The 25,325-nt window shown below is 62.3% G+C and carries 22 protein-coding genes; 16 read left to right on the forward strand and 6 right to left on the reverse strand.

The features are described 5' to 3' along the window. Positions 1 to 4: 4 nt before the first annotated feature. The 4 genes from LPB73_RS17195 to LPB73_RS17210 form a co-directional block, all read right to left on the reverse strand. Positions 5 to 1,408: an amidase family protein gene (locus LPB73_RS17195; RefSeq protein ID WP_231077642.1), complete on the reverse strand. Its 1,404-nt coding sequence runs from the start codon at positions 1,406 to 1,408 to the stop codon at positions 5 to 7. 786 nt (positions 1,409 to 2,194) lie between these two features. After that, positions 2,195 to 2,761: a c-type cytochrome gene (locus tag LPB73_RS17200; RefSeq protein ID WP_231077643.1), complete on the reverse strand. Its 567-nt coding sequence runs from the start codon at positions 2,759 to 2,761 to the stop codon at positions 2,195 to 2,197. Positions 2,762 to 2,955: 194 nt separating this feature from the next. Beyond that, a complete protein-coding gene (locus tag LPB73_RS17205) occupies positions 2,956 to 4,326 on the reverse strand; it encodes a PQQ-dependent sugar dehydrogenase (RefSeq protein ID WP_231077644.1) in 1,371 nt (456 codons plus the stop codon). 256 nt (positions 4,327 to 4,582) lie between these two features. Then, positions 4,583 to 4,840 (reverse strand): DUF6894 family protein, encoded by a 258-nt coding sequence (locus tag LPB73_RS17210; protein ID WP_089267437.1) that lies wholly within the window; start codon positions 4,838 to 4,840, stop codon positions 4,583 to 4,585. 292 nt (positions 4,841 to 5,132) lie between these two features. Between LPB73_RS17210 and pqqA the strand changes: the two genes are divergently transcribed. From pqqA to LPB73_RS17285, 15 genes are all read left to right on the forward strand, one after another. Continuing rightward, complete coding sequence (pqqA, locus tag LPB73_RS17215; protein ID WP_089267584.1) at positions 5,133 to 5,213, forward strand: pyrroloquinoline quinone precursor peptide PqqA; 81 nt, start codon at positions 5,133 to 5,135, stop codon at positions 5,211 to 5,213. Between the two features lie 107 nt (positions 5,214 to 5,320). Then, positions 5,321 to 6,250 carry a pyrroloquinoline quinone biosynthesis protein PqqB gene (gene pqqB / locus LPB73_RS17220; protein ID WP_231077645.1) on the forward strand — a complete coding sequence of 310 codons (930 nt, stop codon included), beginning with the start codon at positions 5,321 to 5,323 and terminating at the stop codon, positions 6,248 to 6,250. A gap of 32 nt (positions 6,251 to 6,282) precedes the next feature. Beyond that, positions 6,283 to 7,053 carry a pyrroloquinoline-quinone synthase PqqC gene (pqqC, locus tag LPB73_RS17225; protein ID WP_231077646.1) on the forward strand — a complete coding sequence of 257 codons (771 nt, stop codon included), beginning with the start codon at positions 6,283 to 6,285 and terminating at the stop codon, positions 7,051 to 7,053. A gap of 10 nt (positions 7,054 to 7,063) precedes the next feature. After that, the gene (pqqD, locus tag LPB73_RS17230) at positions 7,064 to 7,384 is read left to right on the forward strand and encodes a pyrroloquinoline quinone biosynthesis peptide chaperone PqqD (RefSeq protein ID WP_231077647.1); all 321 of its coding nucleotides are present in this window, start codon (positions 7,064 to 7,066) and stop codon (positions 7,382 to 7,384) included. Then, positions 7,381 to 8,595 (forward strand): pyrroloquinoline quinone biosynthesis protein PqqE, encoded by a 1,215-nt coding sequence (gene pqqE / locus LPB73_RS17235; protein WP_231077648.1) that lies wholly within the window; start codon positions 7,381 to 7,383, stop codon positions 8,593 to 8,595. Before pqqD ends, pqqE begins: the two co-directional genes overlap by 4 nt. Continuing rightward, positions 8,585 to 9,562: a prolyl aminopeptidase gene (pip, locus tag LPB73_RS17240; RefSeq protein ID WP_231077649.1), complete on the forward strand. Its 978-nt coding sequence runs from the start codon at positions 8,585 to 8,587 to the stop codon at positions 9,560 to 9,562. The genes pqqE and pip overlap by 11 nt, the downstream gene beginning before the upstream one ends. A 10-nt stretch (positions 9,563 to 9,572) precedes the next feature. Next, positions 9,573 to 10,241, forward strand: coding sequence for a DUF4286 family protein (locus LPB73_RS17245; RefSeq protein ID WP_231077650.1), 669 nt, complete (start codon positions 9,573 to 9,575; stop codon positions 10,239 to 10,241). An 88-nt stretch (positions 10,242 to 10,329) separates the two neighbouring features. Beyond that, positions 10,330 to 10,962 carry a hypothetical protein gene (locus tag LPB73_RS17250; RefSeq protein ID WP_231077651.1) on the forward strand — a complete coding sequence of 211 codons (633 nt, stop codon included), beginning with the start codon at positions 10,330 to 10,332 and terminating at the stop codon, positions 10,960 to 10,962. 29 nt (positions 10,963 to 10,991) lie between these two features. Beyond that, the gene (locus LPB73_RS17255; protein ID WP_231077652.1) at positions 10,992 to 11,444 is read left to right on the forward strand and encodes a DsrE family protein; all 453 of its coding nucleotides are present in this window, start codon (positions 10,992 to 10,994) and stop codon (positions 11,442 to 11,444) included. A gap of 334 nt (positions 11,445 to 11,778) precedes the next feature. Continuing rightward, positions 11,779 to 14,631 carry a bifunctional transaldolase/phosoglucose isomerase gene (locus LPB73_RS17260; protein ID WP_231077653.1) on the forward strand — a complete coding sequence of 951 codons (2,853 nt, stop codon included), beginning with the start codon at positions 11,779 to 11,781 and terminating at the stop codon, positions 14,629 to 14,631. A 64-nt stretch (positions 14,632 to 14,695) separates the two neighbouring features. Next, a complete protein-coding gene (gene gnd, locus LPB73_RS17265; RefSeq protein WP_231077654.1) occupies positions 14,696 to 15,724 on the forward strand; it encodes a phosphogluconate dehydrogenase (NAD(+)-dependent, decarboxylating) in 1,029 nt (342 codons plus the stop codon). A gap of 5 nt (positions 15,725 to 15,729) precedes the next feature. Beyond that, entirely contained in the window at positions 15,730 to 17,256 is a 1,527-nt protein-coding gene (gene zwf / locus LPB73_RS17270; RefSeq protein WP_231077655.1) for a glucose-6-phosphate dehydrogenase, read from the forward strand. Between the two features lie 4 nt (positions 17,257 to 17,260). Next, positions 17,261 to 18,001: a 6-phosphogluconolactonase gene (gene pgl / locus LPB73_RS17275; protein ID WP_231077656.1), complete on the forward strand. Its 741-nt coding sequence runs from the start codon at positions 17,261 to 17,263 to the stop codon at positions 17,999 to 18,001. 55 nt (positions 18,002 to 18,056) lie between these two features. Continuing rightward, the gene (locus LPB73_RS17280; RefSeq protein WP_231081172.1) at positions 18,057 to 18,536 is read left to right on the forward strand and encodes a gluconokinase; all 480 of its coding nucleotides are present in this window, start codon (positions 18,057 to 18,059) and stop codon (positions 18,534 to 18,536) included. Positions 18,537 to 18,547: 11 nt separating this feature from the next. Next, positions 18,548 to 19,357, forward strand: coding sequence for an HAD family hydrolase (locus tag LPB73_RS17285; protein WP_231077657.1), 810 nt, complete (start codon positions 18,548 to 18,550; stop codon positions 19,355 to 19,357). 40 nt (positions 19,358 to 19,397) lie between these two features. Here the strand turns inward: LPB73_RS17285 and LPB73_RS17290 are convergent, their stop codons facing one another. Together LPB73_RS17290 and malQ are read right to left on the reverse strand one after the other, a co-directional pair. Further along, the gene (locus LPB73_RS17290) at positions 19,398 to 21,197 is read right to left on the reverse strand and encodes a glycoside hydrolase family 15 protein (protein ID WP_231077658.1); all 1,800 of its coding nucleotides are present in this window, start codon (positions 21,195 to 21,197) and stop codon (positions 19,398 to 19,400) included. A gap of 24 nt (positions 21,198 to 21,221) precedes the next feature. Beyond that, positions 21,222 to 23,174, reverse strand: a complete 1,953-nt coding sequence (gene malQ, locus LPB73_RS17295; protein ID WP_231077659.1) for a 4-alpha-glucanotransferase — start codon at positions 23,172 to 23,174, stop codon at positions 21,222 to 21,224. Between the two features lie 198 nt (positions 23,175 to 23,372). Between malQ and LPB73_RS17300 the strand changes: the two genes are divergently transcribed. Further along, positions 23,373 to 25,325, forward strand: coding sequence for an alpha-1,4-glucan--maltose-1-phosphate maltosyltransferase (locus LPB73_RS17300; protein WP_231077660.1), 1,953 nt, complete (start codon positions 23,373 to 23,375; stop codon positions 25,323 to 25,325).

Raw genomic sequence — 25,325 nt, forward strand, 5'->3', positions numbered from 1 at the left:
CCTCTCAGGCCGTCACGGGGTCGCAAGGCATCGGCGGGGTACCGCCGGCCTCGATGGCTTCGCCGGCCAGCAGACAGAGATCCTCGCGGTAACGGCCGGCCACGACCTGCACGCCGGTCGGCGCACGGCCGACGAGGCCTGTGGCGACGCTCAGCGCCGGCAGGCCCATGAAGGGAATGCCAATCTGCGGCATCTGGGCGGCCCAGACGCGATCGAAGCCTTCCTGGCCCTGCATATCCAGATGATCCGGGAACGGCAGCTCTCCGGACATCGGCATCAGCACCACGGCATAGCGCTGCAAGAACATTTCCCAGTCGCGCACGAAGGTGGAACGGCGCACCAGCGCGCGGGACAGGCCGCCATTCTCGAAGTCCTTGAGCTTGTCCTTCTGTCCGCGCAGACAGACCAGTGCTGCGGGATCGCCCTCGCGTTCGGCCGCATCCAGCATGCCCTGATAGCCATCGCCGAACCAGAGCTGCGTCTGCAAGGCGGCGGCCTCGCGCAGGGCCGGCGTGTTCTCGACTTCCTCGACGACCCACCCTGCCCGCTCCAGCCGCTTGCCGGCATCGCGCACGGCAGCTTCGACGTCGGCGGTGATGGCGAGACCATCAGGCCGTAAGCACATGGCGGCACGCTTCTCGCGCGTCGGTCCTTCGAGCGGCGCCGGCACCCACCAGGGATCGCGCGCGTCGGGCTGCGACATCGCGGCGAGGCCAAGACGGACATCGTTGATGGTGCGCGCCAGCGGGCCGGACACCGCGGTGATTTGGCCGGAAATGATGCGCTCGGGCAGCGCCTGATTATAGGCGGCGATGCGGCCGACGGTCGGACGCAACCCGTGCACGCCGCAGGCATATGCGGGATAGCGAATCGAGCCCGCGATATCGGTACCATGCGCGATATGACCGATGCCGGCGGCGACCGCGCTGCCTGCGCCGCCTGACGAGCCGCCGGGCGTCAGCGAGGGATCGCGCGGGTTTTTGGTATCGCCATAGAGCTGATTGGTGGTGAACCAGCGATAGGAAAATGCCGGGCAATTGGTGCGGCCGATGATGACGGCGCCAGCCTTCAGCAGATTGTCGATCACCGGGCTGTTGGTCTTGGCGATGATCTCGTTCTGGATCTTCACGCCATTCGATGTCGGATAGGTCGCGTAGTCGATATTCACTTTGACGGTGATGGGCACGCCGCCGAGCGGGCCGACATCGTCGCCGCGCGCAATCGCCGCATCGACCGCATCCGCCCGTGCCAGCGCCTCATTGGGTCGATGGTCGACCACGGCATTGATGGCAGGGTTCACAGCATCGAGCCGTGCGAGGCCAGCCACCGTCGCCTCCTTGGCGGACACCTTGCGGTCGCGAATGAGTGCGGAGAGGTCAGTTGCCGACAGGCGCCAGAGATCGTTCATGCAGTGCTCCATTGCTTGTCGCTTGTTAACGCAGGCGGCCGGAGATTGCCAATCGGCCAAACGCTCGCATTCTCGCGGCGCCGAAGCGTCCGAGGTTTGCGCATTCCTTCCCGCCCCCCTTGTGAGAGGGCGTGCGGAACGCCAGGTGCCCGTTGCACCCTTGGGCCTGATGCGATGCGGTCTTCCGCAATTGAGAGTGCATCAGGACTTTCGGAGGCGCCGAGCAAGTGCCCGACGTTCCGCCTGCGGTGTTTTTTCGGTTGCTTGCACATCTGCCATGGCGAACGGTCCCATCACCAAAATTAATGTCCCAGGGCGGAGGGACAGGGTAGCCTCAAGCGAGTAAGCCGAACGCGTTTTGACTTGGTCGTCCGTCACACTGTCCAGGGGTCTTTCCATCCCAAGGTCGGCCGTCTCCTTGCCAGTGGCAGTGCTGGCGCAGATCCGTCCTGCCCGAAGACAGACGTCACCCATGAACCGCGTGACGCCGCATCTCCGGCGTCCACCGCATCCAGCCCCGCGAACGTGACGATCGCGCTCGCCCCTCTCATCGGGGCCGGACGAAGGGGAATATAATCCACGGCAGGATATTGTCAATAAGAAATAGGAAAAAAAGTTTAATGCCGTCTCCCCCCAAAAACTGTCATTCCGGGGCGTGCGCGCATCTTTGCGCGCGCCCCGGAATGACAGCGGGAGCTGAACATGTCGGGATTCCGGGCTCATTCCGGTCCGCTGTGCGGCCCGGCCTGCCCCGGAATGACGTCGCGCGGGCGAGCCCGCGCGACGTCACTTCACCCTTGCGAGAAAATACGCCAGCTCCACGATCTGCGCTTCGGAGATCGACTGCATCACGTCGGCCATCGTCGCGTCATAGCCATGGCGGGAGTTGTCCTTGTATTCGCGCATGGTCTTGGCGAGGTAGTCCTCGCGCTGATTGGCGATGCGCGGAATGTTGTCGCGGCCCGAGAAATCAGCGTTGTGGCAGCTATCGCAGCGGAATTGCGAGGTCAGCGCCCTGGCGGCCTGCATCCGCGCGGGATCCCCGGCTTCGAGCGCGGCCGGCTTCGGCAGCGTGGCGAGATAGTCCGAGAACAGGCGCAGGTCGTCGTCGGTGAAATCCTTCACCATGTCGTTCATCGGCTCCGCGACGCGGAGCTTCTCGCGAAACATGTAGATCTGGATCAGCGAATAAGCCGGCTGCTGCGCACCGAGCGACGGCGTGTTCTCGGTTTCAGAGACACCCTTCTCGCCGTGACAACCGAGGCACGGCGCGGCGCGCCCAGTGATGGGTTCGGCGGCGAAGAGTGGGGACGTCGAGAGAAAAAGAGCTACGATGACGGCAAACGGGCGCATCGGCTTTGAACTTTCTGAATACTGAAACTCCGGCGTGGCGAATTCCTTCTCCCCGCTTGCGGGGAGAAGGTGAGGATGAGGGGGACTCTCACCGCGCTCGGAGCAAGTCGAGAGTCCCCCTCACCCGACTTTCACGCGCTTCGCGCGTTGCAGTCGACCTCTCCCCGCAAGCGGGGAGAGGTGAGAAAACGTCGTCACTTCGCGCCCGCCACCTTCTGCTTGCCATAGGTGATGCGATAGATCGCGCCGTTCCAGTCGTCGGAGACCAGCAGCGATCCGTCCTTCATCTGCAGCACGTCGACGGGGCGGCCGACATATTTGTTGTCCTCGATGAAGCCGGTGAGGAACGGCTCGACGGATTTCACCGTACCGTCCTTGTTAAGCTTCGCGACAACGACGTCACCGCCGAGCTTCGTTGTCTTGTTCCAGGAACCATGGCGCGCGATGAAGATCGCATCCTTATAGGCCGCCGGGAACATCTTGCCGGTGTAGAAGCGCATGCCGAGCGCCGCGGTGTGCGACCCGAGCAGGCCGACCGGCGCGGTGTAGTCGGCGCAGGACTTGCCCCAGCCGAATTCCGGATCGAGGATATTGCCCTGTAGGCAATATGGCGCGCCGAAGTCTTCACCCGCCTTGGTGACACGGTTGAGTTCATCCTCCGGCACCGCTTCCGACATCCAGTCGCGGCCGTTGTCTGTAAAGTACATCTGCTTGGTGGTCGGATTCCAGTCGAAACCGACGGTGTTGCGGACACCCTTCACATAGATCTCGGCGCCGGTGCCATCGAGATTCATGCGGCGGATCTGGCCATGGGCCTCGTCATGCAGCACGTTGTTGCCGGGCTGGCCGACCGGCACATAGAGCTTGCTGTCCGGGCCGATGCCGATGAACTTCCAGCCATGAGCTTCGTCCTTCGGCAGGTTGTCGTAGATCATGGTCGGCTTCGGCGGGTTTTCGAGATTGTCTTCCACCTTTTCGATCTTCGAGATCTTCGACAGTTCGGCGATGTAGAGCGTGCCGTCCTTGAAGGCGAGACCGTTCGGGCGATAGAGGCCGGAGGCCAGCACCTTTACCTGGCGCTTGCCGTCCTTGTTCATGACGGCATAGACCTTGTCGACCAGGCGCGAACCCACAAAGACCGTGCCCTTGTCGCCCTCGCGCATCGAGCGCGCATTGGCCATGCCGGCGGCGTAAACCTCGATATTGAAGCCCGCGGGCACCTTCAGCTTCGCAGTCGGCAGCTTGTCGGCGGCGGACGGAATCGGCGGCGGCGCGACGGGCGCGAGCTTCGCTGCGGCAGCGCCATCGGGACGACCGATCAGCGGCGAGCCGGGCGGCAGTGCAGGCGCGGCGGCAACGGCCGGTGCTGCGGGCGCCGGAGCGGCGGCTTGTGGTGCGGCCGGCGCAGGCGCCGCTGCGGGAGCAGCGGGCGCTGCACTCGGAGCTGCTGCAGGAGCCGGTGTTGCAGGTGATGTATCGGACTGCTGGGCAAAGGCGCCGCTTGTAAAGACACCGATGAACGCACCGGCAAGCAATGCCCGGCGCGCGGACGTGTAGACACTCATGGATCTCTCCCCTTTTACGGAAGCCTTCTCTGCTCGCAGCACATGAGATGCGCCGCCCCCGAGGCTTTCCGGATCGCACTGTTGGATATTTTTATGTCGCTGCGCAATCAAAACATCACGCGCGAGCAAGCCTGTGCGGATTCCCGCAATCGGCTAAAGCCTTTTCGGTTCTGATAGAGTTAGAACCGAGGCTCTAGCGTTGTGTATTGACGCGTTTTCTTGACGCGAACCGGTGCCCACTTCGCTCGACGACGCTCTAATGCCGCGTTGCGGACTCATCGGTGGCATCGAGCAGTGCTTCGGTGAACGGAAATTCAAGCACGATCTCGCCGTCCTTGTCCGTGACTTCCAGCACCGCTTTGAGCAGATCGCTCGGCGTGCCTTCGGAGCGCAGCAATTGCAGGATCATCGACCGCGCCACATCCCAGGCATGATCGGGATCCCGCAGCTCCTCGCCTTCGGGATCGACCACCAGCTCGTCGTTGATGCGTGTGTTGAAGAAATAAAGCGGCATGGCAATTCTCTTGGCACTGGGCTTGGGCGCTGACGCAGAAGATTTCAGACCACGCGAATATCCCGGAAGATGCGGCGGGCCGAGGACGAATCGGTGCCTTTCAACCAAAGGCCTTCGCTATCTATGGAACGTTCTCGCCTTTGCAATGTTGCACCGCAATCCGATTGTGCATTGCACGCATATTGTACCCCCATCGCTTCACATTGTGATGACGAAGTTGTTGGCGAACCTTTGAGCAGGGATTAGAGTTGTGGTTATGCAGTACCTGACTGCAGAGAAGCGGGAGATAAATATGGCCTGGAAAGCACCGAAGATCGTCGAAGTTGCAGTCGGCATGGAAATCAACATGTACGCCTGCGCGGCGCGCAAGTAAGACTTGAGCTCACGCTAAGATCTTAAGTTTTGGGGGCGCCTTCGTCACTGACGGGCGCCCCGCGTCTTTTTACGAGACGCGAATTGGCCGGGATTCAGGGCGATCTCATGTTGCGTGTTGTCGTTCTTGGAGCCGCGGCCGGCGGCGGTGTTCCGCAGTGGAATTGCGGATGCCGGATTTGTCGTGCGGCGCGCAGCGAGCGACCCGAACTGCAGAGCGGCCAGGCCTCGATCGCGGTGTCGGCCGACAATGCCAACTGGTTCCTGATCAATGCCTCGCCCGACCTGCGACAACAGGTCACCGATACGCCCCAGCTTCATCCCCACCCCGATCATGTCAGGCATTCCCCGATCGCGGGCGTGATCCTCACCAATGGCGAGGTCGATGCGGTGGCCGGGCTCTTGTCGATGCGCGAGGGTTCGCCATTTACAATCTATGCGCACACACGTGTGCTGGCGATCCTGAAAGCCAACAGCATCTTCAACGTGCTCTCGGACAAGAACGTGCGCCGCGACGCCATCGAGATTGATACGTCTTTCGAACCGAAGCTGCAGGATGGCGCGCCGTCCGGCCTGGAAGTGGTGTCCTTCAGCGTGCCCGGCAAAAGCGCGTGGTATCTCGAAGGCCAGGCGCATCCGGCCGGTGAAGATGGCGATGGCGACACGCTGGGTCTGCGGATTGCCGAGAAGGCCACCGGCAAGCATTTCTATTTTATCGCCGCCTGCGCGCGGGTGACACCCGAACTGAAACAACGCATTTCCGGCGCGCCGCTGGTGTTCTTCGACGGCACCGTCTGGCGCGATGACGAACTCATCGCGGCAGGATTGGGCCAGAAGACCGGCCAGAGCATGGGGCATCTGTCGATGTCCGGCGCGCAGGGTGCGATCAGCGAACTGGCCGATGCCGGCATCGCCAGAAAGTTCTTTCTGCACATCAACAATTCGAACCCGGCGCTGCTGCATGATTCCACCGAGCGCGCCGCGTTGACCACCGCCGGCTGGCAGATTCCCGGCAATGGCATGGAGATCACGCTGTGAACGCCCCAGGTGCTACCCTGACAAGTGCAAACATGATCGGCGACAACGCCATTTCCGCCTATTCGATTTCAGCTGCCGTGCCGCTGGAGACAGCCGCGCAACTGGAAGAGACGCTGCGCCATATCGGCGCGACGCGCTATCACAGCCTGCATCCGTTTCATAAGCTGCTGCATGGCGGCAAGCTCAACAAGGGTCAGGTGCAGGCCTGGGCGCTGAACCGCTACTATTACCAGAGCACGATCCCCATCAAGGACGCGGTGGTGATCTCGCGCTTCCGCGACCGTGCGACACGCGTGGAATGGCGGCACCGGATCGAGGATCACGACGGTGATACCGGCGCAGAAGGCGGTATCGAGCGCTGGCTGAAGCTGACCGAAGGGCTCGGCCTCGACTCAGCCTATGTGGAATCCACCGAAGGCATCCTGCCGGCGACGCGTTTTGCCGTGGAGGCCTATGTGCATTTCGTGCGCGACAGGACGCCGCTGGAGGCCATCGCCTCGTCGCTGACGGAACTGTTCGCCCCCAACCTGCATGAAGAGCGCATCTCTGGCATGCTGAAGCACTATGACTTCGTCAATCCGGACATCATGAGCTATTTCAGCCGCCGCCTGACCCAGGCGCCCCGCGATGCCGGCTTCGCGCTGGATTACGTCAAGCAGCATGCCACGACGCCGGCCGAGCGCCGCGCGGTTTGCAATGCACTGATCTTCAAGACCAATGTGTTGTGGGTGCAGCTCGATGCGCTGTATCATGCCTATGTGGACGGCCATGTGCCGCCGGGCGCGTTCGTCCCGGCCAAGTAAGAAGGCAACGATGACGGAGTTGCGCAGCAATCGTCGGATCAGCGTCAGCGAGGCCAGCAAGCCGATCTTGCCGCGCCACGCCAAGCTGAAGTTCGACGAGACGCGCCAGCGCTGGGTGATCCTCGCGCCGGAGCGCGTGCTGGCGCCGGACGATATCGCCGTCGAAATCCTCCAGCTTTGCGATGGCGAACGTAACGTCGCCGATATCATCGACCTCCTGGTGGCCAAATACGCCGCGCCGCGCGACGATATCGGTACCGATGTTCTCGCGATGCTGCAGGATCTCGCCGACAAGGGCTTTCTCACGCAAGCGCGGGAGAAGACAGCATGAGTCCTACGCTTACCGACGCCAGTCCCGTCTTCACCGATCCCGCCGACAGTCTCGCGATCATGGAGCGCACGCGCTCGACCGCGGAAACCTTCGGCATTCCCCTCGCCGTGCTGGCCGAACTCACCCATCGCTGCCCGCTGCAATGCCCGTATTGCTCGAACCCCGTCGAGCTCGATCGCGGCAGCACCGAGCTGACCACCGACGAATGGAAGAAGGTACTCTCCGAGCTCGCCGAAATCGGCGTGCTGCAGATCCACTTCTCCGGCGGCGAACCAACCGCGCGCAAGGACATCGTCGAGCTGGTGCAGCATGCGACGGATGTGGGCCTGTATTCCAATCTCATCACCTCGGCGGTGCTGCTGACGCGCGACAAGCTCGCAGCGCTGGCGGATGCCGGGCTGTGCCATGTGCAGATCAGCTTCCAGGGCAATGAGCCCGTGGTGGCGGATCGCGTCGGCGGTTACAAGAATGGCCACAACAAGAAACTCGAAGTCGCCAAATGGACGCGCGAACTCGACCTGCCGCTGACGGTGAATGCGGTGATGCACCGGCAGAACCTGCATCAGCTCGCCGACATCATCCAGATGGCCGTCGATCTCGATGCCGACCGGCTGGAAGTCGCCAATGTGCAATATTACGGCTGGGCGCTGAAGAACCGCGCCGCCCTGATGCCGACCATCGATCAGATCGAGGAGACCAGCCGCATCGTCGAGGATGCGCAGGTGCGCCTGAAGGGCATTCTCGATATCGACTATGTCGTTCCGGACTATTACGCGCTGCGACCGAAAAAATGCATGGGCGGCTGGGGCCGGCAGTTCTTCAACATCTCTCCATCAGGCAAGATCCTGCCCTGCCATGCCGCCGAGACCATCACCGGGATGGAATTCGAATCCGTGCGCTCCAATCATTCGATCGCCTGGATCTGGCAGAACTCCGAAGCCTTCAACCGCTATCGCGGCACCGGCTGGATGCCCGAGCCATGTCAGAGTTGCGCGTTCAAGGAAGTGGATTTCGGCGGCTGCCGCTGCCAGGCCTTCGCGCTGACCGGCGATGCCGGCAATACCGACCCCGCCTGCACGCTGTCACCTGTTCACGCCGAAATCTTCAAAATGGCCGAGACGGAATCCACTGAGGGCCGCGACCGTTTCATCTATCGCAACTTCAAAGGCGGCACGCTGGAGCCGGACGCGGACGACGTCCATGGCCGCTGATGTCCCCGCCCCGGTGAATGCGGACCTGTTTGCGCCGCTGACCTCGGAACATCTCGATGTCGGCGACGGCCACGCAATCCATGTGGAGAGCGTCGGCCGCAGCGACGGCATTCCGGCAGTCTATCTGCATGGCGGCCCCGGCTCCGGCTGCCAGCCCGATCACCGCCGGCTGTTCGATCCGCAGCGTTTTCACACCGTGTTGTTCGATCAGCGCGGCGCCGGCCGCAGCAAGCCCAAAGGCCTACGCGAGGCGAATACGCTGCCGCATCTGATCGTGGATATGGAAACGATCCGACAGACATTCGGCTTCGACAAATGGCTCGTGGTCGGCGGCTCCTGGGGCGCGACGCTGGCGCTGGCCTATGCGCAGGCCCATCCGGATCGCGTGACCGGCATCGTGCTGCGCGCAACGTTTCTCGGCACGCGGGAAGAATTGCACGATGTCTTCAACGTCATGCTGCCGCGGCATTATCCCGGCCTGCATGGAGATTTTCTGAGCACCCTCTCCGAAGCCGAGCGCGCCGATCCGCTGCCGAACTTCTATCGCCGCATTCTCGATGCCGATCCGGCCGTGCATGTCCCGGCGATCCGCGCCTGGGGCGGCACCGAAGCCATCTTGTCGGAAATCGCGCCGAAGCGCGCGCGGCTCGACCTTGCCGAGCTTGGCAACCAGACGCGGCCGATGCCGGCCACGCCGGCGATGGAAGCGCATTACTTCAAGCACGACTGCTTTATGCGGCCGCATCAGCTCATGGAAGACGCCGGCAGACTCACCGGCATTCCCGGCGTCATCATTCAGGGCCGTTACGATTTCCTCTGCCCGCCCGCGACATCGCATGCCCTGGCCAGGCGCTGGGCGGACGCGGAGGTGCGCATCGTTGAAGGCGCCGGCCACAGCCTGTATGACCCCGGCATGCGCGATGCGGTGATGAAGGCCATCGCCGATGTGGCGTCGAAACTGAAATAGGACTTCTGGAATGCCGATCAATGGCGCGGGAATGCTGATGACGTCGATGGATATCGACGCGGCACATGAGCAGGAATTCAACGCGTGGTACGACCGCGAGCATCTTGCCGAGCGCGTCGCCATCGAGGGCTTCAATGAGGCGCGGCGCTATGTGGCCGTGAACGCCAGGCCGAAATATCTCGGGCTCTATTCGACCGCGACATTCGACGTGTTGGACAGTGATGCCTATCGCACGGCGCTGGCCAACCAGACCAAGTGGTCGCTGACCAATATCGGCCGTTTCCAGAACATGCTGCGTTCGGTGGCGCGGATCACCGTCAGCCGCGGTCAGGGCCGCGGCGCGGCGCTCGGGCTGGTGCGCATCCGGCCACCCGCCGAAGGCGCTGACAAACTGCGCAGCGCCTTCGAAGCGCAGCTCGATCCCGGCGATATCAACGGCATCATCTCGATGCATCTGATGGAGAGCGATCCCCGGCTGTCGAAGCCGCTCACCGACGATCCCGCCGCACCCAATCCTGCGGCGCGCGACTGGTATGTGATGATCGACGGCACCGACATGGATGCGGTGGTCGCGACCATGAAAGGCCGCTTCACTGCGGCCATTGCGGCGGCAAAGGCAGAGCTGATTTCCGAAGGGACCTACCGGCTGATGTGGGATCTGGCGAAGGCTGATCTTTGACTGGCGATCTCTGATTGAACGCATGGTACCTCTGACGCGACCAAGGTGAACTGGCCCGCAACGGGCCGCCTCACCTTGCGAGACGTCGATGACCATCCGTGTGCTGTCCCTTCTGGTTCTCACCTCCGCTCTGACCATCGGCGGCCCGCTGGCGCGCGCCGAGGACGAGCCGGCCAAGGTCGATGCGGTGAAGGCAGCCGAATTCAACAAGCGCATGTTTGCCGGCCCGCTTGGTCCGAAGCTGACCTATGCGTGCTTCGTCCGGCGCTATGACGCCGAACATCTGGCGCGGCACCCCAAGCAGAAGGTCAGCACCATGAAGCTGCTGGTCGTCGCCGGGCATCCGCCCGAAGAAAGCTATACGCCCTACTCGTTCCGGCTCGGATTCAAATATCGCCATCGCAAAGGCGACTGGGATTCCAGCGGCTCTTGCGGCCAGATCCAGGATACCGACAAGGGCCAGGAGGTGAAGTTCGCATGCAGCGTCGATTGCGATGGCGGCGGCATTGCGATCGGCCTGGCCAAAGACATCGATGCGACGCTGGTCCGCGTCGAACGGGTCCGTATCTGGCAGAACAGCAAGCCCGATGAAGAGCCCGGCGCCGACGCGCTGACCGGCGGCGAAGACGACAAGATTTTCCGGCTCGACCGCACGAGTCTGAAGGAATGTGAATCCTTGATCACAGACCGCAAGGAACTCGCGGCGATGCGCAGCAAGTGAGCGTGATTGACGCCAAATCGGAGCGGGCCATGAATCGACGCAGCCTATTGTGGACCGCCCTGTCGACGGTCGGCGCGGGACTATTGGCATCGCGAGCGAGTGCCGCGACGGCCGACCAGAAGCCGCCTGCCAAGCTCAAGGTCGTCTATCATCTCGCCGATGCCGACCGGGTGAATTTCGCGCTTGGCAATATCCAGAACCATTTCGACGGTGTCGGCGGCCCCGACAACGTTACCATTGCACTGGTCGTGCTTGGCCCGGCGCTGAAGTCATTTGCCCGGGCTTCCGCCAATCCCGACATCACCGCACGGGTTAACAAATTCACCAAGGCCGGCCTGCAACTGGCCGCCTGCAGCAACACCATGAAGGCGCAGGATGTGACGCTGGACGGCCTGCTGCCGGGCTTCACCATCGCCGACCGCGGCGGCGTGGTCCGGATCGCGGAGCTGCAGTCGCAGGGCTATCTGTATATTCGGCCCTGACCCCCTTCGCCGTCATTGCGAGGAGCCCTTGCGACGAAGCAATCCAGTCTTTCTTCGCTTGTGATCCTCTGGATTGCCGCGTCGCTTCGCTTCTCGCAATGACGTGAGGGGCTGGAGGCGCTCCCCAACCTACAAAACCGACGCACAAAATTTGCACAATTGTCATGCCGCCGGGCCAATCTGGCGAACACGGAATTGCGATCCGGCTCCCGCGCCCTGAATGGAACCGTTCGGCTTGCCATGCGTATGGGTTTGGGGCGATCATTGGAACCGGGCCGCGGAACGTTTCGCGCGGCGATCGGCCTTTTGATAATTGTAAGCAGAACAAGGCATCATGAATCCCGTCAAAGCACTCGAATCCCATGGTCAGGCCGTTTGGCTGGACTTCCTCGCCCGCGGCTTCGTCGCCAAAGGCGACCTCAAGAAGCTGATCGACACTGACGCCGTGAAGGGCGTGACGTCGAACCCGGCGATCTTCGAGAAGGCGATCGGAAGTTCGGACGAATATGATGCCCCGATTGCCGAGGCGCTGAAGTCCGGCGACAAATCGCCTGCCGACCTGTTCGAGCACATTGCCGTCGAGGACATCCAGCACGCCGCCGACGTGCTGAAACCGGTTTACGACAAGATGAAGGGCGACGACGGCTTCGTCAGCCTCGAAGTCTCGCCCTATCTCGCCAATGACACCAAGGGCACGGTCACTGAGGCGGAGCGCCTGTGGGCGAGCGTCAAGCGCCCAAACCTGATGGTGAAGGTGCCGGCAACGCCGGAGGGGCTGCCCGCGATCCAGCAACTGATCGGCGAAGGCATCAGCATCAATGTGACGCTGCTGTTCGCGCAGAAGACCTATGTGGAGGTCGCCGAGGCCTATCTGAATGGTCTGGAAAAATATGTTGCCGGCGGCGGCGATCCCTCGCATGTGGCCAGCGTCGCCTCGTTCTTCGTCAGCCGCATCGATGCGCAGGTCGACAAGCAGCTCGACGACAAGATCGCCAAGGCCAATGATCCATCCGAGAAGGCGCGGCTCAAGGACCTCAAGGGCAAGGTCGCCATCGCCAATGCGAAACTCGCCTATCAGGAATATCTGGAACTGTTTGCCGGCCCGCGCTGGGAGAAACTGGCCGCCAAGGGCGCCAAGCCGCAGCGTCTGCTCTGGGCTTCCACCGGCGTGAAGAGCAAGGACTATCGTGACACGCTCTATGTGGAAGAGCTGATCGGCAAGAACACCGTCAACACCGTGCCGCCCGCCACGCTGGACGCGTTCCGCGACCACGGCGAAGTGCGCGACAGCCTCGAAGAGAATGTCGAGGATGCGAAGAAGGTGCTGGCCGATCTCGCCAAGACCGGCATTTCGCTCGATGCGATTACGACGCATCTCGTCGAGGACGGCGTCAAGCTGTTCGCCGATGCCGCCGACAAGCTGTATGGCGCGGTGGCGCACAAGCGCGCGACGTCGCTTGGCGGCAGCATCGGCGCGCAGAAGCTGGCGCTGGGCGACGGCATCACGAAGAAGGTCGCGACCTCGACCGAAGACTGGCGCGCGTCCGCAAAGATCCGCCGGCTCTGGCACAAGGAAAAATCCGTCTGGACCGGATCGGATGAAGACAAGTGGCTGGGCTGGCTGAACAGCGCCTTTGACGAGAAGGCCACGCTCGCCGACTACAACGACTTCGCCAAATGGGTGAAGGCGCAGGGATTTACCGATGCGGTCGTGCTCGGCATGGGCGGATCGAGCCTCGGGCCGGAAGTGCTGGCGCAGACCTTTGCCAAGGTGTCGGGCTTCCCGAAACTACATGTGCTGGATTCCACCGATCCCGCACAGGTGCGCGCCATGGGCGCGGCGGTGACTATCGCCAAGACACTCTTCATCGTTTCCAGCAAATCCGGCGGCACCACCGAGCCGAATGTGATGAAGAACTATTTCTTCGACGAGGTGACCAAGGCGGTCGGCGCCGACAAGGCCGGCGGCCATTTCGTCGCCGTGACCGATCCCGGCTCGTCGCTGGAGAAGGTCGCGAAGACCCAAAAGTTTGCCCGCGTCTTCCATGGCGACCCGACCATCGGCGGCCGCTATTCGGTGCTGTCGCCCTTCGGCCTGGTGCCGGCGGCTGCAGCGGGCGTCGATCTCACCAAGCTGCTCGATCTCACGCTGTCGATGGTCCGCTCCTGCGGACCGGACGTGCCGCCCTCGGAGAATCCGGGCGTACAGCTCGGCCTTGCCATGGGCAATGCCGGCCTCGATGGCCGTGACAAGGTCACCATCCTGTCTTCGAAGAAGATCGCCGATTTCGGCGCATGGGCCGAGCAGCTTATCGCCGAATCCACCGGCAAGGACGGCAAGGGCCTGATCCCCATCGACGGCGAAACGCTGGGCGAACCCTCCGTCTATGGCACCGATCGTTTCTTCATCGATCTGCGCACCTCGGGCGAAGACGACAAGGCCCATGACGACAAGCTCGCTGCGCTTGAAAAGGCCGGCCATCCCGTCGCGCGCATCGTGATGCCGTCGATCGATCATCTCGGCCAGGAATTCTTCCGCTTCGAGATAGCGACAGCCGTTGCGGGATCGATTCTGGGCATCAACCCGTTCAACCAGCCGGATGTCGAGGCCGCCAAGATCAAGACGCGCGAGTTGACTGAAGCCTTCGAGAAGACCGGCTCGCTGCCGCCGGAGTCGCCGGTGGTATCGTCGAAAGAGGCCGATCTCTATACCGACGACAGCAATGCCGAACTGTTAAAGAAAGCCGGCGCTAATAGCGATCTGACCTCGTGGCTAAAGGCGCATTTCCGCCGCGTCACGCCCGGCGATTACGTGGCCCTGCTGGCCTATGTCGAACGCGATAGCGCGCATATCGACACGCTGCAGCACATGCGGATGGCGGTACGCGACAGGAAGAAGGTCGCGACCTGCGCCGAATTCGGACCACGCTTCCTGCATTCGACCGGTCAGGCCTACAAAGGCGGACCCGATACCGGCGTGTTCCTGCAGATCACAGCTGACGATGCCAAGGATCTTGCCATTCCCGATTACCGCGCCTCGTTCGGTGTCATCAAGGCGGCACAGGCGCGTGGTGACTTTGGCGTGCTGACGGATCGCAACCGCCGCGCCCTGCGCATCCATCTCAAGGGCGATCTCAAGGCCGGACTTGCTGTTCTCGACAAGGCGATTACTGCCGCATTGAACTAAACGACGATCCGCATGGCCCGGACATTGCTTCGGGTCATGCGCAATCAATAAAGGACATCACACAATGCAGCTCGGCATGATCGGTCTCGGCCGAATGGGCGGAAATATTGTCCGCCGCCTGATGAAGAACGGTCACAGTGCCGTGGTCTATGACAAGGACGCCAAGGCCGTCAGCGGCCTTGCCTCCGAAGGTGCCACCGGCGGATCGTCGCTCGAAGATTTCGTGAAGAAGCTCGACAAGCCGCGCGCGGTCTGGGTCATGCTGCCGGCCGGCAAGATCACCGAAACCACCATCGATGCGCTGACCAGGCTGCTGGAGCCCGGCGATACCATCATCGATGGCGGCAACACGTTCTGGCAGGACGATGTTCGCCGCGGCCAGGCGCTGAAGGAGAAGGGCCTGTATTACATCGACGTCGGCACTTCCGGCGGCGTCTGGGGCATCGATCGCGGCTATTGCATGATGATCGGCGGTGAAAAGAGCGTCGTCGATCGGCTCGATCCGATCTTCAAGACACTGGCGCCGGGCATCGGCGACATTCCGCGTACGCCGGGCCGCGACAACAGCGATCCGCGCATCGAGAATGGCTATATCCATGCCGGCCCGGTCGGCGCCGGGCACTTCGTCAAGATGGTCCATAATGGCATCGAATACGGACTGATGCAGGCCTATGCCGAAGGCTTCGACATCATGAAGAACGCCAATATCGAGGCGCTCCCGGAGGCGCATCGCTTCGATTTGAATTTGCCTGACATCGCCGAAGTGTGGCGCCGCGGCAGCGTGATCCCGTCATGGCTGCTCGACCTCACCTCCACCGCGCTCGCCAAGAACGAGACGCTGGATACCTATTCGGGCTTCGTCGAGGACTCCGGCGAAGGCCGCTGGACGGTGAATGCCGCCATCGACGAGGCAGTGCCCGCCGAGGTGCTGACGGCTGCGCTGTTTGCGCGGTTTCGCTCCCGCAAGGAGCACACATTTGCAGAGAAGATTCTATCCGCGATGCGCGCCGGTTTCGGCGGCCACAAAGAGCCCGATCAGCATCCGGATCCAAAACGGCAGGACGCGCCTGATATCATCAAACCAAAGGCGTAGCCCGCATGACCGAGATACAAGCTCCAGGCCCTGCCAAATCCAAGAAGAAGCCAGACCCTTGCGCATTCGTGATCTTCGGCGTCACCGGCGATCTCGCCCACCGGCTGGTCATCGCGGCGCTTTATAACCTGCAGGCGTCCGATCTTCTGCCGGAGAAATTCTGCGTCGTCGGCATCGCCCGCAAGGACATGACCGGCGCGGAACTCCGCGACGACCTGATGAAGGGCCTGAAGCAATATGCGACGCGCCCGGTCGACGACGCCATCGCGCAGAAGCTGCTCAATTGTGTCACCTGCATCGAGGCCGATCCGGGCGAGCCGGAATCCTTCGATCGCATGCGCGAACAGCTCGACAAACTCGAGGAAGCACGGGGCACCGGGGGCAATCGCCTGTTCTATCTGGCAACGCCGCCTTCGGCCTTCGCGCCGATCGCGCGTCAGCTCGGCCGCACCGGCATGCTAAAGGAAAACGGCTCGTGGCGCCGCCTCGTGGTCGAGAAGCCGTTCGGCACCGATCTTGAATCCGCGAAGAAGCTGAATAATGAACTGCTCGGCCTGATGAACGAGCAGCAGATCTACCGGATCGATCACTATCTCGGCAAGGAGACGGTGCAGAACATCCTGGTGCTGCGCTTTGCCAATGGCATGTTCGAACCGATCTGGAATCGCAACCATATCGATCACGTGCAGATCACCGTGGACGAGAAACTCGGCGTGGGCCATCGCGGCTCGTTCTACGATGCGACCGGCGCGCTGCGCGACATGGTGCCGAACCATCTATTTCAGCTGCTATCGCTGGTCGCGATGGAGCCGCCCGCGCGATTCGAGGCCAATGCGGTTCGCTCCGAGAAGGCCGAAGTGCTCGCCGCCGTCACCACGCAGACCGAAGCCGAAGCACTGCAGAATTCGGTTCGCGCGCAATATGTTGCTGGCCATGTGGGCGATACCGACATTGGTGATTATCTGAAGACCAAAGACGTCAAGGATGGCAGCACCACCGAGACCTATGCAGCGATGAAGCTGTCGATCGACAACTGGCGCTGGGCCGGCGTTCCCTTTTATCTGCGTACCGGCAAGGCACTCGGCATCAAGCGCACCGAAGTGGCGATCAAGTTCAAGCAGGCACCGTTCGCGATGTTCCGCGACATGTCCGTGGAAAGCCTTGCCGAGAATTTTCTGGTCATCGCGGTGGAGCCGAACGAAGGCATCTCGCTGAAGTTCAACACCAAGGTGCCCGGTCCGGCCGTGGAGATCGACGGCGTCGAGATGAAGTTCCGCTATAAGGACTACTTCCAGGCCGCGCCGGCGACGGGCTATGAGACGCTGATCTATGACTGCATGATCGGCGACAACATCCTGTTCCAGCGCGCCGACAGCGTGGAAGCCGGCTGGCGCGCCGTGCAGCCGTTCCTCGATGCATGGAAGAAGGCCGGCAAGGATGGGCTGAAGACCTACAACGCCGGCAGCGAAGGTCCCGACGAAGCCAACGACCTGCTCAAGCGCGACGGTCGTAGCTGGCGCGTGCTGAGCTGACGCCATGACAGCGCCCAATCGCCATATCGTCGTGGTCGAGGACGCGGTAGCGCTCGCCGAAGCCGCAGCCGAGCGGCTGATCGAGCGCATCGAGGCCAATCCCGGTCGCATCGCCATCTGCATGACTGGCGGATCGAGCCCGAAGCGGCTCTATGAACTGCTCGCTACCGAGCCTTACCGCAGCGAGATCCCCTGGGATCGCGTACACTGGTTCATCGGCGACGACCGTTTCGTTCCTTCAAGCGATCCGCTCAACAACATGACCATGGCGCGAACTGCGTTTCTGGATGCATGCGCGCCGCTTGCGAATGTGCACCCGATCAAGACCGATGCGGCGAATCCGGATGACGCGGCGGCGCTCTATGCGCGCGAACTGCAGTCGTTCTACGGAGCCGACAAACTCGATAAAGCCAAACCGCTGTTCGATCTGGTGTTGCTCGGCGTCGGCCCCGATGGCCACGTGGCGTCGTTGTTCCCCGGCTATCCAGCCATCGAGGTGACAGAGCGCTGGGTGGTCGGCGTGCCCGAAGCCCACGTGAAGCCGTTCGTGCCGCGCGTCAGCCTGACGCTGCCGGCACTGGCCTCATGCCGCGAGATGCTGTTCCTGATGAGCGGCGAGGACAAGCGCGCAATCCTGACGCGCGTGCTGAAGGGCGAGGATCTGCCAGCCAATCGCGCGCGGTCGGACGGCGAAACCGTTTGGCTGTGCGACAAGGCCGCCCTCCCGGACGACGCGCGTGGCTGACACCGCGCCCAAGACTCTGGCACCCAAGATCCTGGCACCCAAGGCTCTGGTGGTGATGGGCGTCTCCAGTTCGGGCAAGAGCACGATCGCGAAGACGCTTGCTGAACGCCTCAGCTGGCGCTTCGCCGATGGCGACGATTTTCACCCGAAGGCAAATATCGAGAAGCAGCGCGCGGGCCAGCCACTCACCGACGACGATCGCTGGCCCTGGCTGCAGGCCATTGCCGACGAGATCGACCGCGTCACCGCCGATGGCCAAAAGCTTGTCGTCGCCTGTTCTGCGCTCAAGCGCGCCTATCGCGATCTGCTATTGCACGGCCGCGACGACATTCGCATCATCTATCTCGACGGCTCCAAGGAGCTAATCGCCAAGCGCATGGCGGCGCGGAAGAATCATTTCATGCCGCCGACGCTGCTCGACAGCCAGTTCAAGACGCTGGAAGTCCCCGGCCCCAATGAGCGCCCGATCACAGTATCCATCGATGACGATGTCGACGGCATCGTCTCCGCCATCATCCGCCAACTGCCGACCTGAAGGATCAAACCATGACCAAGATCGCTCTCGTGGTGTCCGATGTCGACGGCACGCTCGTCACCCATGACAAGCGCCTCACCGACACGGCCAAGGCGGCCGTGAAGAAACTGGAAGACGCCGGCATCGGCTTCACAATCACGTCGAGCCGCCCGCCCGTCGGCATGCGCTTCCTGGTCAAGCCACTGGGGATCACGCTGCCGATCGGCCCGTTCAACGGCAGCTCCATGGTGGACGGCGACCTCAAGCCGATCGTGCAGCACCTGATCCCGGAAGCTGCGACCAAGCGCGCCATCGAAGTGTTGGAAGACCACGGCGTCGATATCTGGATTTTCACCAATGATGAATGGGTGATCAAGCGCGACGACGGCAAATATGTGCCGCATGAGCGCGACACCATCCAGCATGAGGCCGTGATGGTGGATGACTTCTCGCCCTATCTCGCCAAGGCCTGCAAGATCGTCGGTGCGAGCTCCGACTTCCCGCTGCTGGAACGCTGCGAAGGCGCGATGCAGAAGGCGCTGGGCGATACGGCGGTCGCGGTGCGCTCGCAGAACTATTATCTCGACGTCACGCCGCCCAATCAGAACAAGGGCACCTTCGTGCAGGCCATGGCGCAGCGCCTCGGCATCTCCCTTGAGGCCATCGCCACCATCGGCGACATGCGCAACGATCTGCCGATGTTCAAGGTGTCAGGCATGTCGATCGCCATGGGCAATGCGAGCGACGATGTGAAATCGCAGGCGACGGATGTGACGACATCGAATGAGGAGGAAGGCTTTGCGGGCGCGGTGGAGATGATTTTGAAAAGGAATGCCACGTGACGTAACCCCCTCCCCCTTGCGGGGAGGGTTAAGAGACGAGCTACTTCGCCCGCTCTACCTTCTTCTCCTGCGGACGCTTGGTGCTCGCCAGATTATGCGCCACGGCGATCAACGCGATATGGGTCAGCGCCTGCGGGAAATTGCCGGTCTGGCGTTTGACGCCGCTGTCATATTCTTCCGCCAGCAGCCCGACATCATTGGCGATCGCGACGACGCGATTGAAGAGTTCTTCCGCCTTAGCGATCTCACCCATCTTGATATAGGCCTCGGCCAGCCACAGGCTGCAGGCGAGGAACGCACCCTCGGCGGGCTGCACCTCGCCAGTGACCTCGCGCGGATCGTGGCGCAGCACGAAGCCATCGCGTATCAGATATTTCTCGACCGCTGCGATCGTGCCCTTCACGCGAGGATCGTCGGCCGGAAGAAAACCCAGAGCCGGCAGCAGCAGAATGGCGCCGTCGAGCACGTCCGAGCCATAGGATTCCACGAAGGTGTTTTCGCGAGGATCGAACCCTTTCTCGCAAACGTCGCGATGAATCTCCTTGCGCAGCGCCTTCCACGTGTCGACAGGGCCTTTGAGATTGAAGCTCTCGGCACTCTTGATGGCGCGGTCGAACGCAACCCAACAACCGACTTTCGACAGCACATAGTGCTTGCCGGGGCCGCGGCGCTCCCAGATGCCGTGATCGGGCTTGTTCCAGACCGAAGCGAGGTGTTCGAGGATCTCGCATTCCACCGCCCAGGTGCCATCCTCGAGATCGAGTTTGGCAACGCGGGTCTGGTGGAAGGCATCAATCAACTCGCCATAGACGTCGAGCTGCAGCTGCGCATGCGCGGCATTGCCGACGCGCACCGGCAGCGCGCCGCCATAGCCGGGCAACCAATCGGCCTCCCATTCGAGCAAGCGGCGCTGGCCCATGATGCCATACATGATCTGCATCTCGGCCGGTGCGCCGGCGACGGCGCGTAGCAGCCAGCGATACCAGGCGCGCGCCTCATCCGTGTAGCCGCTGTTCATCAGCACCAGCAGCGTGAATGTCGCATCGCGCAGCCAGCAGAAGCGATAGTCCCAATTTCTGGAGCCGCCGAGCTTTTCGGGCAGCGACGTGGTCGGCGCCGCGACAATGCCGCCGGACGGCGCATAGATCAGCGCCTTCAGCGTGATCAGCGAGCGCATCACGAGATCGCGGTGCTCGCCTTTGTAGGTGCAGCGGCTGCTCCATTCCTTCCAGAATTCCTCGGTGTCCTTCAGCGCCTCGTCGACATTGATCGGCGCTGGCACTTTGAGATGCGAAGGCCCATAGGTCAGCACGAACGGGACGCTGTCGCCCTGTTTGACTTCGAATTTCGCGACGGTCGTGAGGTTCTCGCCGTGGGTCTCGACGGGCGTGTGCAGCACGGTCATGTCGGGCCCGCAAATCGCCAGCACTCCGCCGTCCTTGTCGCGCTTCACCCAGGGGATGGCCGCGCCGAATCCGAAGCGGATGATCAGCTCCATCCGGACCGTCACCGTGCCGCGATCGCCGCGGACGATGCGCACCACATCAGAGGCGGCGCCGCGCGGCGGCATGAAGTCGATCAGCGTGATGGCGCCGTCGTCGGTCTCCAGCGTGGTTTCCAGAATGAGCGAGTCGCCGCGATAGCGCCGTTTGCATGCCGTGACCGGAGCGTCGGGCGTGATTTGCCAGCGGCCGTGATCCTTGGTGCCGAGCAGCGCGGTAAAGCAGGCGTCGGAATCGAAGGCCGGCCAGCACAGCCAGTCGATCGACCCGTTGCGGTTGACGAGAGCGGCGGTCTCACAATCGCCGATCAGCGCGTAATCTTCGATATTGCTGTACAAAGTCTTTCCGCCACCTGACAAAATTTAGGTCAATGCGGACAAACTCCTGTCCGCGGTTGCAATGTGCAGCGCGTCACGATCGATCGACGTGGCCATCGTCTCCACCGTGGCCGGCAGCCGCTGCCGCCAGTTCGGATGCTCATTGATGGTGCCGGGAATATTCGGCTGATCGATCACACCCAACAGGTCTTCCAACGCGACGGCCAGCAAACGGGTCCGCGTGCGCGCGAGAAAGTGAGCGACAGCGTAGAAGTCTTCGGTATTGATGCCCTGCGCTCGCAGCGCCTCGCCGAGCATCTGCAGCGCGTAGCGGCGGGCATCGTCGCTCTCGCCGGGATCGATGCCCAGCGAGCGCTTCAGCTGCAGATCGTGCAGGCTGCGCCAGCCGGCATAGGTCGGCAGATCGTGGGTATTGAAGGTCACCAGCGCATTCGGCGCGTAATAATCGACGCCGCGGAAGGCATAGCGTTCATCACGCTCGAACATCATCACCAGATACGACCAGATGCCCCAGGATGCGAGATGATCGCGGAAGCCGTCCGGCACGGTACCGAGATCCTCACCGATCACCACGCAGCGATTGGCCACGCTCTCTTGCGCCGTCACGGCCAGCAGCGCTTCGAGCGGCATCTTCACATAGGCGCCGTTGTCAGCGTCATAGCCGTGCGGCACGACGTAAAGGCGATTGAGGCCGAGCACGTGATCAAGCCTGACGGCGCCGGCATAGCGCATCGAGGCACGCAGCATGTCCTTGAACGGCGCGAAGCCCTGCACTTCCAGGCCCGCCGCATTGAAGCCGGCGAGACCCCAGTTCTGTCCGGCGGGCTGTAGCGCATCGGGCGGCGCACCGACGGAGAGATGACGCGAGATCGCGATCTGCTCGTTCCAGGCATCGAAGCCGCCGGACTGCACGCCGACCGCGACATCGAGATAGAGGCCGACGGGCATACCGAGCTTGATGGTGAGATCAAAACAGGCCTTGAGCTGCAGGTCGGCATTCCACTGCACGTATTCGATGTAAGCCACGTCCTTGCCGTCCGGTCCGGCGCGGAAGGCGTCACAGGTCGCGTCATCAGGCAGCAGCCATTCCGACGGCCAGTCCCACCACGCGGTCTGCTGCTGATGCCGCAGCACCTCGAAACAGGCGAAGCGCGTCAGCAGCGGGGCGCGCTCGGCGCGGAATGCGGCAAAGGCCTTCTGACGCTCGGATGTCGGATCGGCATAAAATGTCTCAAAGGCGGCACACATTGCTGTCGACTTCGCCGCGGCGATATCTGCATAGTCGACGAATTGGCTCGCGCGCATAGTGGCCAGCATATCGCCGCTGTCATTGGCCGCATATTCGGGCAGCGCCTCGACGTCGATATAGAGCGGATTGAGAAACAGCCGGCTGTTCGGCGAATACGGACTGCATTCGGCCGGCCGGTCGTCGAACAGCGCATGCAGCGGATTGAGCCCGACACCGCCGGCGCCGATATCGGCGGCCAGTCTGATCAGGTCCTGCAGATCGGTGAAATCGCCGATGCCCCAATTGCGCTCGGAGCGCACGCCGTAGAGCTGTACTGCGAGAATCCAGGACCGATCGAAGGTGCCGGGGAATGCCTTGGACGGCGCGACGATGAACGGCGCCTCATCGGGGAATTTCTTGGCGTCGACCAGCCTGAGCCGGTGCACGCCGACCGGCAGATCGCGCGGCCAGGTGATCTCGCGTCCCTCCGTCGTTCCCTCGGCGATAACCTTAACCCCGTCGAGAATTTTCCAGGTCAGGGGAAACGTGGCAGCCTCATTGAGGACCGTGCGGGCACCCTCGCCGGCCCGGACCACGACCGGACTCGCCACGAAGCGATGCGGCGTGCGCACCGGCATGGCGTCCAGAATGAGCTTCAGGGCAGCTTCGCCCGTGGTGTGCCACTGGCCCTGACCGTCGTGAAAACCGGTCTGGATTCCGAGTTCCGCAGCTTTGGTGAAAAGGTCCATTCGGCACGCTGTTTGCAGAGCAACAATCGAAAGTTGCTGGGAAATTTCTGAATTTGCGGAAGAGGATAGCCGATTTCAACGCGTCGATCTAAGCTGAGTTCCACGGGGAACCAAACCCCTGTCACGGGGCTTTGTATATGATCGCACCGTCTCTTTTTGAAAAATCGAACAGGGACGACACCTCATGATGGCATCACCGTGAACAGAACATCGCAAATCGTGGACACCGCCGGTATCGGCGGGGCTTTCCATATCGAAAACATCTATCCGATCATCGACGCTGGCCGCTTCCCGGTCAAACGCATCGTGGGTGAACCTGTCGCCGTCTACGCCGACCTGTACCGCGATGGTCATGAGATCATTGCCGCAGCCATCGTCTGGCGCCGCGAGCAGGACCGCGAGTGGAATCGCGTCCCGATGACGCTGGAAGTCAACGACCGCTGGGGCGGCTCATTCATCCCCGATGGCATCGGACGCTATGTGTATGCGATCGAGGCCTGGACCGACGAATTCGCCACCTGGCGCCACGGCTTCGAACTGAAGCTGAAGGCGGGACAGGATGTCACGCTGGATGCGCTGGAAGGCGCCGGTCTGATGACCAAGGCGCAGAATGGCGGGCCCGAGGCTTCGGCGCTCATCGTCAAGCAATGCGAGAATTTTCTGCAGACCGGCGACAATGAGCCGCTGCTGTCACCTGAGCTGCGCACCGCCATGGGCGAGGCCCAGTCACGCTCGGACCTGACGCGCTCGCCGCTGCTGCCGCTGATGATCGACCGTGAGCGTGCCCGCAGCGGCGCATGGTACGAGATGGTGCCGCGCAGCCAGAGCACGGTACCCGGCCAGCATGGCACGTTCCGCGACTGTATTACCCGCCTGCCCGACGTGCAGGCCATGGGCTTCGACGTGCTGTATTTCACGCCGATCCACCCCATCGGCAAGACCAATCGCAAGGGCAAGAACAATTCACTGACCTCCGAGCCCGACGATGTCGGCAGCCCCTATGCCATTGGCGGAGCCGAGGGCGGCCATGACGCATTGCATCCGCAGCTCGGCACCATGGAGGATTTCCATGCGCTGATCGCTGCGTGCAAGGAACACGATCTGGAAGTCGCTATCGACGTCGCCGTGCAATGCTCGCCGGATCATCCATGGGTCAAGGACCATCCAGACTGGTTCAAGCGCCGGCCCGACGGTTCGATGAAATATGCGGAGAACCCGCCGAAGAAATACGAAGACATCCACAATCCAGACTTCGACTGTGAAGATGCGGGATCGCTGTGGAATGCGCTGCGCGACATGCTGCTGTTCTGGTGCGATCAGGGCGTCAAGATATTCCGCATCGACAATCCGCACACCAAGCCGCTGCGGTTCTGGGAATGGGCGATCCACGAGGTGCAGTTGAAGCATCCCGATGCGCTGTTTCTGGCGGAAGCCTTCACGCGCCCGAAGCTGATGAAGGGCCTCGCCAAGCTCGGCTTCTCACAGAGCTATACCTATTTCACCTGGCGCACCGCGAAGTGGGAAATCGAGCAGTATCTCAACGAACTATGCGGCTATCCCGAGCGCGAATTCTATCGCCCGAACTTCTTCGTCAACACGCCGGACATCCTGCCCTATCACCTGCAATCTGGCGAAGCCTGGATGTTCAAGGCGCGCGTGGCACTAGCGGCCGCGCTGTCGTCGACCTATGGCATCTATAACGGCTTCGAATTGCTCGAACACGAGGCCATTCCGGGCAAGGAGGAATATCTGAACTCGGAGAAATACGAGATCAGGACCCGCGACTGGAATGCGCCGGGCAATATCAAGCCCTACATCACCGCGCTCAACCACGCGCGCCGCGCCAACCCAGCGCTACAGCAGACATCGAACCTGCGCTTCATGCCGGTGGAGAACGACAACATCATCGGCTTCGTCAAGGAGTCGGTCGACGGCACCAATACCGTCGCCGGCGCCATCGCGCTGTCGCGCGATCCGTATGAATTCTGGCTGCCGATCGACACGCAGGTGATGGTCGATGGCGAGCGGCGCAATGTTGCCGCCGTCGAGAACATCATTACCGGCGAGCGCCATGGCGTCGAATGGGGCGGCATCCGCCTGCGTCTCGATCCCCAGCGCGATCCCGCCATCTTCTTCCGTTGCCTCGCCTGA

The sequence above is a fragment of the Tardiphaga sp. 37S4 genome, assembly GCF_021044645.1.
GTDB classification, from domain to species: Bacteria; Pseudomonadota; Alphaproteobacteria; order Rhizobiales; family Xanthobacteraceae; genus Tardiphaga; species Tardiphaga robiniae.